This is a genomic window from Streptomyces sp. NPDC085932 (assembly GCF_044540525.1).
GTDB lineage: Bacteria > Actinomycetota > Actinomycetes > Streptomycetales > Streptomycetaceae > Streptomyces > Streptomyces levis.
The window spans coordinates 1156927-1169546 of the sequence record NZ_JBITSJ010000001.1; the positions used below are offsets into that span (position 1 = coordinate 1156927).

At 74.1% G+C, this 12620-nt stretch carries 10 protein-coding genes; 3 read left to right on the forward strand and 7 right to left on the reverse strand.

Annotated elements, in window-relative coordinates; genetic code table 11:
* Positions 1 to 161 precede the first annotated feature (161 nt).
* Complete coding sequence (locus ACIGAQ_RS04710; protein ID WP_399779146.1) at positions 162 to 1034, forward strand: arylamine N-acetyltransferase; 873 nt, start codon at positions 162 to 164, stop codon at positions 1032 to 1034.
* 60 nt (positions 1035 to 1094) lie between these two features.
* On the opposite strand, the gene ACIGAQ_RS04715 is transcribed toward ACIGAQ_RS04710, so the two are convergent.
* The 6 genes from ACIGAQ_RS04715 to ACIGAQ_RS04740 all read right to left on the reverse strand — a co-directional run bounded on the left by ACIGAQ_RS04715 (position 1095) and on the right by ACIGAQ_RS04740 (position 7408).
* Positions 1095 to 1616 (reverse strand): shikimate kinase, encoded by a 522-nt coding sequence (locus ACIGAQ_RS04715; RefSeq protein WP_399779148.1) that lies wholly within the window; start codon positions 1614 to 1616, stop codon positions 1095 to 1097.
* A complete protein-coding gene (aroC, locus tag ACIGAQ_RS04720) occupies positions 1613 to 2797 on the reverse strand; it encodes a chorismate synthase (protein ID WP_399779149.1) in 1185 nt (394 codons plus the stop codon). Before aroC ends, ACIGAQ_RS04715 begins: the two co-directional genes overlap by 4 nt.
* Positions 2766 to 4730 (reverse strand): anthranilate synthase family protein, encoded by a 1965-nt coding sequence (locus ACIGAQ_RS04725; protein WP_399779151.1) that lies wholly within the window; start codon positions 4728 to 4730, stop codon positions 2766 to 2768. The genes aroC and ACIGAQ_RS04725 overlap by 32 nt, the downstream gene beginning before the upstream one ends.
* Positions 4727 to 5350: an isochorismatase family protein gene (locus tag ACIGAQ_RS04730; protein WP_362285185.1), complete on the reverse strand. Its 624-nt coding sequence runs from the start codon at positions 5348 to 5350 to the stop codon at positions 4727 to 4729. The genes ACIGAQ_RS04725 and ACIGAQ_RS04730 overlap by 4 nt, the downstream gene beginning before the upstream one ends.
* Positions 5351 to 5393: 43 nt before the next feature.
* Complete coding sequence (locus ACIGAQ_RS04735) at positions 5394 to 6164, reverse strand: 2,3-dihydro-2,3-dihydroxybenzoate dehydrogenase (protein WP_399779153.1); 771 nt, start codon at positions 6162 to 6164, stop codon at positions 5394 to 5396.
* A 71-nt stretch (positions 6165 to 6235) separates the two neighbouring features.
* On the reverse strand, positions 6236 to 7408 hold the full coding sequence (locus tag ACIGAQ_RS04740; RefSeq protein WP_311689113.1) for a 3-deoxy-7-phosphoheptulonate synthase: 1173 nt from the start codon (positions 7406 to 7408) through the stop codon (positions 6236 to 6238).
* An 889-nt stretch (positions 7409 to 8297) separates the two neighbouring features.
* Here ACIGAQ_RS04740 and tal point away from each other — a divergent pair.
* The gene (tal, locus tag ACIGAQ_RS04745) at positions 8298 to 9449 is read left to right on the forward strand and encodes a transaldolase (protein ID WP_399779155.1); all 1152 of its coding nucleotides are present in this window, start codon (positions 8298 to 8300) and stop codon (positions 9447 to 9449) included.
* Between the two features lie 241 nt (positions 9450 to 9690).
* On the opposite strand, the gene ACIGAQ_RS04750 is transcribed toward tal, so the two are convergent.
* On the reverse strand, positions 9691 to 10773 hold the full coding sequence (locus ACIGAQ_RS04750) for a M12 family metallopeptidase (protein WP_362285174.1): 1083 nt from the start codon (positions 10771 to 10773) through the stop codon (positions 9691 to 9693).
* 96 nt (positions 10774 to 10869) lie between these two features.
* On the opposite strand from ACIGAQ_RS04750, the gene ACIGAQ_RS04755 reads away from it, so the two are divergent.
* The gene (locus tag ACIGAQ_RS04755) at positions 10870 to 12594 is read left to right on the forward strand and encodes a LuxR C-terminal-related transcriptional regulator (RefSeq protein ID WP_399779158.1); all 1725 of its coding nucleotides are present in this window, start codon (positions 10870 to 10872) and stop codon (positions 12592 to 12594) included.
* Positions 12595 to 12620: the final 26 nt, after the last annotated feature.

The following is a 12620-nucleotide window of genomic DNA, read 5'->3' on the forward strand; positions in this document are numbered from 1 at the left end:
TGCGCCTGGTGGAGTTCGAGGGGGGGGTGATGGAGTACGCGGTCGGGGTGGTGGGGTCACCCCCCCCCGGGCGGGGGGGGGGGGGCGCGCCCCCCGGCGGGGCCGCGCGCCCCACGCCGTGCGATCCGACCCCTCTCTCCCGCACCGGCGGAAGGACGCTCATGGACACCACGCTCATGGACCCCTCGGGCCTGCCCCTCCTGGTCGACGACTCCCCGGAGTGGGGCAGCGAACGCCTCGACCTCGACGCCTACCTCGCCCGCGTCGGCTACCGGGGGCCGCGCGAGGCCTCACTCGCGGCGCTGCGCGCCCTCCACCGCGCCCACCGGGACTCCGTCTGCTTCGAGAACGTCGACATCGCCCTGGGCCGCGCGGTCTCCCTCGACATCGACGCCGTCCAGCGCAAGATCGTCCAGGCGGGCCGCGGCGGCTACTGCTACGAGACGAACCTGTTGTTCGCCGCCGCCCTGGACCGCTTCGGCTTCCCCGTCACCCGGCTCCTGGTCCGCATCCGCGAGGGCAGCGCCAAGCGCCGGTTCCGCTCCCACACGGCCCTGCTCGTGCGGGCGGACGACACCGTGTGGCTGGCCGACCCCGGCTACGGCTACGCCGCGCTGATCGAACCCCTCGCCCTCCACCCGGAAGCGGAGAGCACCGTCGCCGGCTGGTCGTGGCGGCTGACGACCGAGGACGGCCACTGGCTCCTGCAGTACCGGCGCCCCGAAGGCTGGTTCGACATCTACGCCTTCCGCACCGAACCGCAGTACGCCGTCGACTTCGAGGCCGCCCACTTCGTCAGCTCCACCCGCCCCGGCTCGCCCTTCGTGGGGCAGCTCGTGGTCCAGCGGGCCAACGACGAGGAACGGTACCGGCTGAAGAACACCGAGTTCATGACCGAGTACCGCAGCGGCGAGCAGCGCCTGCGCGTCCTGCGCCCCCAGGAGGCCGTGGACGCCGTGCGCACCACCTTCGGGCTCCCCCTCACCGCCGAGGAGGAACGGCTGCTGCACGACTTCCTCGCCGCCCGGCGGTGACGGGCGCGCGGTCATACGAGAACTCCCCGCCGAGTGGCGGGGAGTTCTTCGTGAGTGCCTTCAGACGTGCGTCGCTCGCGGGGCCAGCGCCGCCAGCACGGCCTCGACGACACCCGCCGGAGCCCGCCCGGTGGTGTCGACCACCGCCCGGGCGACCTGCGTGTACAACGGACGGCGTGCCTCGGCCAGCGCACGCCACCGCCGCCGCGGATCACCGGCCAGCAGCGGCCGGCCCGGGTCCCGGCCGATCCGCCGGACCGCCTCGCCCGCGTCGACGTCGAGGAAGACCACCGGCAGCCCGGCGAGCAGCGCGCGTGTGCCGGCGTCGAGGACCGCGCCGCCGCCGAGGGCGAGCACACCGCCGTGCCCGGCGAGGGCGCGGGCCACCGCCCGCGCCTCGATCGCGCGGAAGGCGTCCTCGCCCTCGCCGGCGAAGATCTCGGCGATGGTCCGGCCCTGTGCGGCGACGATGTCGTCGTCGGTGTCCCGGTAGGCCACCCCGAGCCGCTCGGCCAGCAGCCGTCCGACGGTGGACTTGCCCACGCCCATCGGGCCCACCAGCACGACCAGCGGGCCGCTCATCGCACGGCGAGGTGGTCGAGGTACGAGGTGACGTTCCGGCGGGTCTCGGCCACGCTGTCGCCACCGAACTTCTCCGCCACCGCGTCCGCCAGCACCAGCGCCACCATGGCCTCCGCCACGATCCCGGCGGCCGGGACCGCGCACACGTCGGAGCGCTGGTGGTGGGCCTGTGCGGCCTCACCGGTGGTGACGTCGATCGTCCGCAACGCCCTCGGCACCGTCGCGATGGGCTTCATCGCCGCGCGGACACGCAGCAGTTCGCCGGTGCTCAGACCGCCCTCGGTGCCGCCGGAGCGGCCCGAAGCCCGCCTGACGCCCTGCCCGGTCGCGACGATCTCGTCGTGCGCCTCGGAGCCCGGCACCCGGGCCAGTTCGAAGCCGTCGCCGATCTCGACGCCCTTGATCGCCTGGATGCCCATCAGCGCGCCCGCGAGGCGGGCGTCGAGCTTGCGGTCCCAGTGCACGTGCGAACCCAGCCCCACCGGCACACCGTAGGCCAGGACCTCCACCACACCACCGAGGGTGTCGCCGTCCTTGTGGGCCTGGTCGATCTCGGCGACCATCGCCTTGGAGGCGTCCGCGTCCAGACAGCGCACCGGATCCGCGTCCAGCCGCTCCACGTCCCCCGGCCTCGGGTAGACACCCTTGGGCGCCTTCGCCGCCGCCAGCTCCACCACGTGGGAGACGATCTCGACACCGGTGGTCTCCTTCAGGTAGGAGCGGGCCACCGCCCCCAGCGCCACCCGGGCCGCCGTCTCCCGCGCCGAGGCCCGCTCCAGGATCGGCCGGGCCTCGTCGAAGCCGTACTTCTGCATGCCCGCCAGATCGGCGTGCCCGGGACGCGGACGGGTCAGCGGGGCATTGCGGGCCAGACCCGCCAGCACCTCCGCATCGACCGGATCGGCCGCCATGACCTGCTCCCACTTCGGCCACTCGGTGTTGCCCACCATGATCGCCACCGGGGAACCGAGGGTGAGGCCGTGCCGGACCCCGCCCAGGAAAGTGACCTCGTCCCGCTCGAACTTCATCCGGGCACCGCGGCCATAGCCCAGCCGCCGCCTCGCGAGATGGTCCGCCACCATGTCCGTGGTGATCGGCACGCCGGCGGGAAGACCCTCCAGCGTCGCCACGAGTGCGGGACCGTGGGACTCACCCGCGGTCAGCCAGCGCAACCTGCTCAACGGTGCCGCGCTCCTTTCCCGTCGCGCCGGGGAGGACCCCGTCGACGCCGGGGAGGACCTCCTTGATCAGGTCGCCGACGATGCGCACGCCGTCCTGGGTGAGCACCGACTCGGGGTGGAACTGCATCGACGCGAAGTGCGGGCCGCGCAGGGCGTGCACCTCGCCGGTGTCGGGATCGCGGCTGACCTCCACCACGCCGACCCCGTCGCACTCGGCCTTGTCCTCCTCGGCGCGGGCGGCGAACGTGTTGTAGAAGCCGACCCGTTCCCCGGACCCGAAGAGATCGATCTCCCGCTGCACGCCCTGGTTGGGGACCACCCGGCGTACCAGCGGGAAGCCGAGCAGGGTGCACAGCGTCTGGTGGCTGAGGCAGACGGCGAGGAACGGGCGTCGCTCGTCCAGCAGAGTGCGCACCGCGGTCCGCAGATGGGCGATCTTGGGGTGCTCGACGTCGCGGGGGTCGCCCGGCCCCGGCCCCATGACGACGAGGTCGTACCCGTCCGGCGAGTACGGCTCGTCGAACCGGCGGACCGTCACCCGCAGGCCCAGCGAGCGCAGTTGGTGGTCGAGCATCGACGTGAAGGTGTCCTCGGCGTCGACGACCAGCACCCGGCGGCCGCTCAGCACCGGGTCCGGGTCCGCCGCCGCGCCTCTCCCGGCGAGCCAGAAGCCGGCCAGGGCGGAGTTGCGCTGCTCCAGGGCCGCCAGGACCCGCGGGTGGTGCGCGAACCGGGAGGGCCCCTCGCTCTCGATGGCCGCGAGCAGACCCGCCGCCTTCGCCGCCGTCTCGGCGACCTCGCTCTCGGGGTCGGAGTGCCGCACGAGTGTGGCGCCGACCCCGATCCGCAGCCGGCCGGAGTCGTCGATGTCGGCGGTGCGGATCAGGATCGAGGAGTCCAGGGCCCGCTCCCCGTGCTCGTCGCGGCCGATGAGCGCGACGACGCCGCTGTAGTAGCCGCGGCCCTCGGGCTCGTACCGCTTGATGACCCGGCAGGCGTTCTCCAGCGGGCTGCCGGTGACCGTCGGGGCGAACAGCGTCTCGCGCAGGATGTCGCGCGGGTCCCGCGTGCTGTGCCCCTCGATGAAGTACTCGGTGTGGGCGAGGCGCGCCATCTCCTTGAGGTACGGCCCGACCACCCGGCCGCCCGACTCGCAGATCCGGGCCATCATCTTCAGTTCCTCGTCCACGACCATGTACAGCTCGTCGGCCTCCTTGCGGTCGGCGAGGAAGTCGAGGACCTGCGGCAGGGTCGGGCCCGTGGCCGGGTAGCGGTAGGTGCCGCTGATCGGGTTCATCACCGCCAGGCCCTCGCGCAGGCTGATGTGCCGCTCCGGAGTGGCGCCGACGAGGGTGCGGGAGCCGGTGTGCACCAGGAACGTCCAGTGGGCGCCGCTCTCGCGCTGCAGCAGGCGCCGGAAGACCGCCAGGGCGTGCCGCGGGGTGTAGCCGGTGATGTCGGCGGTGTAGGTGCGCTTGATGACGAAGTTGGCACCCTCCCCGGTGCCGATCTCGTCCCTGACGACCCGGCGGACGGTGGCGGCGTACTCCTCGTCCGGGACGTCGAAGCGGCCGCCGGACAGCTCCACGGGCAGGTCGGGGATGCGGGTCAGCACCTCCGCGACGGGCACGGTGGCCTGACCCGTGACGGTCATCGCGAGCAGCGGCGTGCCGTCGTCGGGGCAGTCGAAACCGCGCTCCGCGATCTGCCGGTAGGGCACCAGGGCCAGGACCTCGTGGCGGGGGCCGGCGGCCGGTTCCGGGTCGTCCGGCAGGGGCAGTTCGGCGAGGGTGCGCGGCTCGGTCGCCTCGCCGGCGACGACGTCCAGCACGCCCGGGCCCGTCGTCTCGGGGCGGTGCAGCAGGGCGTAGGCGGCCGGGGGACGTTCGCCCAGGATCCGGCCGAGCAGATCGCCGCTCGGGGTGCCGGTCATGCCAGGACCTCCTTGGTGGTGACGACGACGGCGCAGCGCTGCGCCGCGTACTCCAGGGCCAGCCGGTGGTGGTACTCGGAGAAGTCGGCCGTCGCGTCGGCCACCAGGAACGGCTGGATGTCGTGGGTGAACGCCTCGACCGCGGTCATCAGCACGCCCACGTGGGCGTACACACCGCACAGCACCAGCTGGTCCCGGCCCGCGGCGCGCATCCGCTCCAGCAGGTCCGAGCGGAAGAAGGCGCTGTAGCGCCACTTGGTGAGCTGCCAGTCGCCGTCGGCCGGGGCCAGTTCGTCGACGACCTGCCGGTCGGCGGGCGCGGTGCGCATGCCCGGGCCCCAGAAGTCCTTCAGCAGGCCCCGCTGTTCGTCGGTCATGCCGCCGGGCTGCGCCGTGTACGCCACCGGCACGCCGAGCGCGGCGCAGTGCTCGCGCACCTGCCGGGCGTTGCGCACCAGTTCCTCGCGCAGGTCCTCGGGGAGCGGCCGCAGGAAGTAGCGCTGCATGTCGTGCACCAGCAGCACGGCGCGGTCCGGGTCGACGGACCACTGGGCGACGTTGCCGGGCAGGTCGCCGGCCGTCGGCATCGGGTAGGGAGAGATCTCGGGTATGCCTGCCATGGGGTCTTCTCCTGGTCGCCTGACGTCGGTGGGGACTTGGGGCCTAGGCGCCGAGCGCGGCGCCGCCGTCGACGGTGAGTTCGTGCAGGGTGATGTGGGAGGCCTCGTCGGACAGCAGGAAGGCGACCGCGCCGGCGACGTCCGAGGGGCGGGCCAGCTTGCCCAGCGGGATGCCGACCCGGAAGGCGTCCAGCCGTCCCTCCACCGTGTGCTTCGGGCCCGACTCGTCGTGCCACATGGACGTGAGCATCGGGGTGCTGGTCGAACCCGGCGCGACCACGTTGCAGCGGATGCCGTCCCGGGCGACCTCCAGGCCCAGGCTCTTGGTGAACATGGTGGCCGCCGCCTTGGACGCGGCGTAGGCGGCCATCTGCACCCGCGGGGTGGCCGCGGCGTTGGACGCCACGGTGACGATCGCGCCGCGCCGGCGCGGCAGCATCCGGTTGACGACGGCCCGCGACATCAGGAAGACACCGGTGGCGTTGACGGCGAACGTCGTCGTCCAGTCCTCGTCGGTGAGGTGGCGCACGGTGCCCAGACGCAGCACACCGGCACCGTTGACCAGGTACTCCAGCGGGCCGAGGCGCCGCTCGGCCTCGTCGACGACGGCGTCGACCTCGGTGGCGTCGGTGACGTCGGCGGGCAGGGCGAGCGCCTCCAGGCCGTCCGCGCGCAGCTTGTCCACCACCTGGCGCAGCCGGTCGGCGTCGCGGTCCACGGCACCCACCACCGCGCCGCGTTCACCGAGGGCGCGCGCCACCGCCTCACCGATGCCGCCCGCCGCTCCGGTGACGAGTGCGACCTTTCCGTCCATCTTCCAGACCTCCTCATCTGCGTGTCGGCCCGGCCGCCGTGTCCCGGCCGGGCGGGGGAGTGGCCGAGCGGTCAGCCGAGCCAGGCCGAGGCGACGGCGACGGCCTGACTCGGGTTGAGGCGCGGATCGCAGTAGGTCGTGTACTTGTCCGCGACGTGGTCGGCGCAGGCGTCGTTGGGGACGCACTCGGTGACGTCGTCCGGGGTGGTCTCCAGGTGCAGCCCGCCGATGATCCCGCCCTCGGAGCGGACGGCCTCCTGGAACTCCTGGATCTCGCGCTCGATCGTCTCCATGTAGCGCGTCTTGAGCCCGCCCGGCAGGGTGACGGTGTTGCCGTGCATGGCGTCGGTCAGCCAGATCACCGGATGCCCGGCCGCACGGGCCGCGGCCACCAGCTTCGGCAGCCGGTCGCCGACCGTGGCGGCCCCCATGCGGGCGATGAGGGTCAGCCGGCCCTTCTCCCGGCCGGGGTCGAGCCGTTCGCACAGGCCGAGCAGTTCGTCGGGCGTCACGTTCGGGCCGATCTTGCAGGCGACAGGGTTGGCGACCCGGGACAGCAGGGCGACGTGGGCGCCGTCGAGCTGGCGGGTGCGCTCACCGATCCAGGGCCAGTGCGTGGAGGTGAGGACGAGCCGGCCCCGCTCGTCGCGGCGGACCATGGGCAGTTCGTAGTCGAGGATCAGTGCCTCGTGGCTGGTCCACACGGGCGGCTCGATGGTGTGCCGCCGTCCGGTGTTCCGCCAGCCGAGGTGGGTCATGATCTCACCGGCCGCCGCGTAGCAGTCCAGGATGCGCCGGGGCTCCGGGCGCCGGCTCTCCGGGTCGGGCTCCGGGCCGTTGACCATGTGGCCCCGGTAGGACGGCAGTTCCACACCGCCCACCAGTTCGGTGGGGCTGGAGCGGGGCTTGCCGAACTGGCCCGCGATACGGCCCACCCGGATCACCGGCTTGTGCGTGATCATCTTCAGGGCGCCGGCCAGCAGGTCCAGCACGGCCGTCTTGCGGGCGACATAGCCGGGCGTGCACTCGGCGGGGTCCTCGGCGCAGTCACCGGACTGGACGACCAGGGCCTGGCCGGAGGCGACCCGGGCCAGCAGCGAGCGCAGCGTGTCGACGTCCTCCGCGTCGACGAGGGCCGGGCGGCGGGCCAGCGTCTCCGCGACCTGCCGCACCCGGGCCGCATCACCCCACTCGGGCTGCTGCTGGGCCGGTTTGTCCTTGATGTCGAGCAGTGCGTCGTCCACTGGTGTCTCCTTCGGCGAATGGCATGACTCGGCGCGCCATCGCCGGGGCAGGGAAGAACCCCGTGACTGCGCAGCCGTGCGGGTCTCGGACGTGGGCCGGCGGGGCCGTGGCGCGCACCGGGGCGGGCCGGGGCCGCCGGTCATCGGACAAGCCGCACGAGCGGCGCCGCCGCGGTCCGTGCGGGTGGTGCCCGTCCGCGCGCCGGGGCGCGACGACCGCCGCATTGTTCGGCACGCGTAATAGCTCGGGTGATGGCTGTGGTGATGCCTCGGGTCGTGGGATAGGCCGGGGAACACCGCGGGCGGGAATTGCTCGCTTTACGGTGGATCCCGTCGCGGGGCACCCAATCCGCCTGCCCGGCAAATGCCTTGCCGGTCGGCAGGTGATGCTTTTTTGGTCATCCGGCGTGGACGGCGGACCGCGCAACCGGAACGGCCGTCACGGGCCCGTGCGCGGCCCGGCCCGGCCGGGCGCCGAGGGACCGTTCGCCCGTCCGCCCCGGGAGCCCCGACCGGGCGGGGCGACGGAAAACAGGTCGTTCGCCCAGGTGGCGAGCGCTCGGCACCGGTCCGCGGTGCGGGATGCGGACAGGTCCCGTGCAGGGCCGTCGAGGACGGCGGTGTGGTCACGCACGCGGTGCTCCCTCGGCAGACGGAGTGGCCGTGCCGGACCTCGGGCCGGCTGTTCGCTCCGATCCTGTATCGAAAACGAAGGCGGGCCCAATCGCGTCCGGCGCACTTCGTCAAATAGCCGCTACTTCATCAAGTCGATGTCGGAACCACTTTGCGCCAATGTGCCACGTCACCCGTAGTTCATCTCGGGTGCATGCGAATAACCTGACGGAGACGCTTGAACTCGCGACGTGTCAGCAAGGAGTGACGACCCGCCATGTCGGACCGGCAGAGGCAACCGGGCGTGCTGGAGCTGGACGAACTGGTCGCGGAGGGCGTCTCGCCCTGGCTGGACGGACTCACCCGCGGCCACCTGGCCTCCGGGTGCCTGACCCGGCTCATCGCGCGCACGGGGGTCCGGGGCGCGACGTCCGACCCGGCCGCGCTGGCCGCGGCGGTCGAGACCGACGACGCCTATCGTGAACAGCTCGCGGGCCTGGCCTCCGAGGACATCTGCGCCGCCGACGCCGTGCGCGCGGTGGCGGCGTACGACGTCCGCTGGGCCTGCGACGAGCTCCGGCCGGTGTACCAGGCCACGCGGGGTCTGGACGGCATGGTGTCGATGGACCTGGACCCGCGTCTCGCCCGCGACGCCGAGTCGGCCGTGGCGGAAGCCGAGCAGGCGTTGCGCGCGGTGAACCGGCCGAACGCGATGGTCAAGCTGCCGGCCACCGCCGAGGGGATCGCCGCGATCAGGGAGTGCGTCGGGGAGGGCTTCCCGGTCCACGTCACCGGGGTCTTCTCGGTGGCGCGCTACCGCGAGGCGCTCGACGCCTACGGGGACGGACTCCGGCGCGCGCTGGCCGACGGGCGGCGGCTCCCGGCGCTTTCCTCGGTCGTCTCGCTGCCGGTGGGTCTGCTGGACGCCGAGGTCGACGCCCGGCTGGAGGAACTGGGCACCCCGGACGCCCTGGCGCTGCGCGGCGAGGCCGCGGTGGCGCGGGCCCGCCATCTGTACCGGTTGTACGACGACTGGTTCGGCGGCGCCGGCTGGCGGCCCCTGGCCGCCGCGGGGGGCCACCCGCAGCGGCTGATGTGGACGTCCACCGCCGTGACCCACCCGTCCTCACCCCCGACCAGGTACGTGGAGCGGCTCGTCACCTGGGGCACGATCACCTCGATGACCCTGACCACCCTGGAGGCGGCCGCCCACCGCCTGACCCTGTGCGGCGACACGCTGATGGGCCGTCACCACGCGGCCGCCGAGGTGTGGCGACGGCTGGAGCGTCTCGGCATCGACGGCGACGAGATCGCCCGGAAGCTGGAAGCCGAGAACGCCCGACGGCTGGCGGCGGCGTGGCGCGACCTGTACGCGGCGGTGGACGCGGGGCGGCGCACGGCCCACCGGACACGGCCGCCGGGCCGGTGAGGGCACGCAGGGTTCGTGCCCCGGTCGCCGGGGCGGGCGCACAGGTCCGTGGCCCGGCCGTCGGGGAGGCGCACAGGTCCGTGACCCGGTCACCGGGGCGGGCGCGCAGATCCGTGGCCCCGTCGTCGGGGGAGGGCGCGTGGCGTGGTCGAGGACGTCACCCACCCCCATGGGCGACGTCCTCGACCGCTCCCCCGGTGCCGGACTGTGGCTCAGGTGTCCGTGCGGCGGGCGCGTGCCGTCACCAGCACATCACCGCCGTCTCGCCGGCACCCCACGCGGAGTACAGGCGTACCCGGACGATGTAGCGGCGGCCCTTCACGAGCCGCGCGCCGATCGTGGCGTTCCGCGCGGTCCCCCCGTCGTCCCGGCCCGCCAGGTACCGCGGCTCCCCCTCGCGCTCCTCGAAGACGACCAGCACGGCGTCGCCGTCGCCGAAGGTGCCCACTGTGTACGTGCGGGTCTCCGGAGGGTCGACGACGAAGTCGGCCTGTTCGCCCGGGCCCAGTCCCAGCGGCACCGACCGGAACGGCACCAGCGCGGGCGGCTCCCGGTCGGCCGGCGGATACCAGCGCAGCGCGAACTCCTTGTCGGCGGCCGACAGGGTGCCCGGCGGGTCGATGCCCGCGCGGTACCGCTCCGGCTCCAGGATCCATCCCGACGGGAACGGGAACCCCATGATCGACTGCGGGTCCCAGACGGAGCCGTTGGCCTCGTCCGGGCCGAGCGTGCGCAGGATGTTGCGGTGCGTCCGCTCCCGGCCCCAGTGGTTCGGCGGGCCCGCCAGTTCGGCGTACACGGCCTCGTCGTCCCAGTGCAGGCCGGCGAACGGACTCTGGTGCTCGTGCACCATGCCGAGCGCGTGCCCGATCTCGTGCAGGGCCGTGCCGCGCTCCCCGGGCGCGGTCAGGTCCCAGCCGAAGTTCATGGTGCGCTCGTGCCGGCCGGCCAGCAGCGCGTCCCGGCCCACCGCCGACCACGAGCCGTCGCCGAGCTGGAACCCGATGCGCAGTTCGGCCTCCGAGCGGTCCTCGACCTCGGCGAAGGAGATCCCGATGCCGAGGTCCTGCCACTGGCGGAAACACCCGCGCACCACGTCCCGCTGCTCCTCGGAACCGGCCCACGGCACCCGTCGCGTCATCCCCGTCCCCGGCACGGGGATGACGGACGCGTCGACGTCGCCGTCGAAGAACCAGTAGTGCAGCACGGTGCCGTTGACCCACATCCGCCGCCCGCCGTGCAGCGCGCCCAGCCGCTCGGCGGCCAGCCCCGGTGCGAAGGCGGGCGCCGGCGCCTGGGCCAGCGAGCAGTAGCGTGCGGTCATGGGCCACAGCCTGCCGTGCGGCCCGCCCCGGGCACCTGAGTCGAGGGCTACTCAAGTCGCCCTGTATCAAACGTGAGTAGCCGCGCTCATGTCTGTGTGACGACTTACCAGAGGGACGCGACGACGCTGGAACTGCCCTGGCCGTTCGCCGGGCGGGAGGACGAACTGGAGCTGGTGCGCCGGTCCCTGACCGGCAGCCGCCGCGGCATCGTGGTGACCGGCCCCGCCGGCTGCGGCAGGACCCGCCTGGTCACCGAGGCGGTCCGCGGCACCGACTGCGCCCGGGCGGCCGGCACGCCCGAGAGCCGGTCCATCCCCTTCGCCGCCTTCGCGCACCTGCTGCCCGAACCGGTCACCCTGCACCGCGCCGTCCAGCTCCTGGCCGGGGTACGCACCCTCCTGGTGGACGACGCCCACCTGCTCGACGACGCCTCCGCCACGCTGGTCCACCAGCTCGCCGTGGACGGCCGCGTCCGCCTGCTGGTCGTGGCCACGGACGGCGCCCCGGTGCCCGGCGCGATCTCCCGGCTGTGGACCGGCGAACTGCTGCCGCGCCTCACCCTGGAGCGGCTGTCCGAGGAGGCGACCGCCCAGCTGCTCACGGCCGGCGCCGGCCCCCTCGACCCGCTCACCGTCCGGCGGTTGCAAGGGCTGGCCAGGGGCGACCTGCGGCTGCTGCGCGAACTGCTCGGCGCGGTCCGCACCCGGCTGACCCCCGTACCGGAAACCGGCGAAAGGGCCTGGCGGGGCCCGGTGCCGCTGACCCCGGCCGTCCGCGAACGCACCGCCCACGTCCTCGGCCGCACCTGCCCGCGCGAACGCGAGACCCTGGACCGCCTCGCCTTCGCCGAACCCCTGCCGTCCGACCCCGACGGCCTGGACCTCGCCGCCCTCGAAGTCCTGGAATCCGACGGCCTGGTCCACGTCGACGACACCGGTGCCGTACGCCTCGCGCACCCGCTGTACGGTCCCGTGCTGCGCGCCGCGGCGGGCAGGTTGCGGGCGCGCCGGCTGGTCCGGTCCCCGCGGGAACACGCCTCGGCCCTCGACGCCGAGCGCGCCGCGCTGGCCCGGCGGATCGAGGAGGACGACGTACGGGCGACGCCGGCGCCGGTGGGGGAGTGGCTCGTCGCCGAGGGCGACCCCCTGCCGGGCCGGTACGCCGCCGTCCGGGCCCGGTTCGCCCGGCTGCGCGGAGAGGTGCGGGAGGCCGCGGCCTGGGCACGTGAGGGCCTGCGCGGCGACCCCGGGGACGCGTCCTGCCGGGCGGAACTCGCCCGGGCCGGTGGTCCGTCGGGCAGCGGCGGCGACCTCGACACCGCCCTGGCGGACCTCGCCGACCCCTACGACGCCGTCCGGCTGGGCACCCCCGAGAAGGTCATCGACCGGCTGAGCGGCGTGTTCGCCCGGCACGCCGACGCGCTCACCCGCGCCGACGGCCCCGCCCTGGACGAGGTGGCCGGGGAGCTGGAACGGCGGGGCTTCACGCTGTTCGCCGCCGAGGCCCACGCCCAGGCCGTGGGAGCCCACCGCGACCCGCGCGCCGCCCGGCACTCCCGGGCCCGGGCCGTCGCCCTGGCCCGCCGCTGCGAGGGCGCCCGCACACCGGCTCTGGCCGGGCTGGCCCTCGGCGAACTCACCGCCCGGCAGCGGCAGATCGTCGCCCTGGCCGCGGCGGGCCTGAGCAACCGCCAGATCGCCGAACGCCTCACCCTGTCGATCCGCACCGTCGGCAACCACCTGTACAGCGCCTACGCCCGCCTGGGCGCCAGCGACCGCGCGTCCCTGCCCTGGCTGACGGACACCCCCGAGGCGGCCTGACCCGCCCACCGACCGAACCGGCTCCG

What these genes read in the sequence shown, in the direction of transcription:
- ACIGAQ_RS04710 (WP_399779146.1), top strand. Translation starts at nt 162, where the DNA reads ATGGACACCACGCTCATGGACCCCTCGGGCCTGCCCCTCCTGGTCGAC.
- ACIGAQ_RS04715 (WP_399779148.1), bottom strand. Translation starts at nt 1,616, where the DNA reads ATGAGCGGCCCGCTGGTCGTGCTGGTGGGCCCGATGGGCGTGGGCAAG.
- ACIGAQ_RS04725 (WP_399779151.1), bottom strand. Translation starts at nt 4,730, where the DNA reads ATGACCGGCACCCCGAGCGGCGATCTGCTCGGCCGGATCCTGGGCGAA.
- ACIGAQ_RS04730 (WP_362285185.1), bottom strand. Translation starts at nt 5,350, where the DNA reads ATGGCAGGCATACCCGAGATCTCTCCCTACCCGATGCCGACGGCCGGC.
- ACIGAQ_RS04735 (WP_399779153.1), bottom strand. Translation starts at nt 6,164, where the DNA reads ATGGACGGAAAGGTCGCACTCGTCACCGGAGCGGCGGGCGGCATCGGT.
- tal (WP_399779155.1), top strand. Translation starts at nt 8,298, where the DNA reads ATGTCGGACCGGCAGAGGCAACCGGGCGTGCTGGAGCTGGACGAACTG.
- ACIGAQ_RS04750 (WP_362285174.1), bottom strand. Translation starts at nt 10,773, where the DNA reads ATGACCGCACGCTACTGCTCGCTGGCCCAGGCGCCGGCGCCCGCCTTC.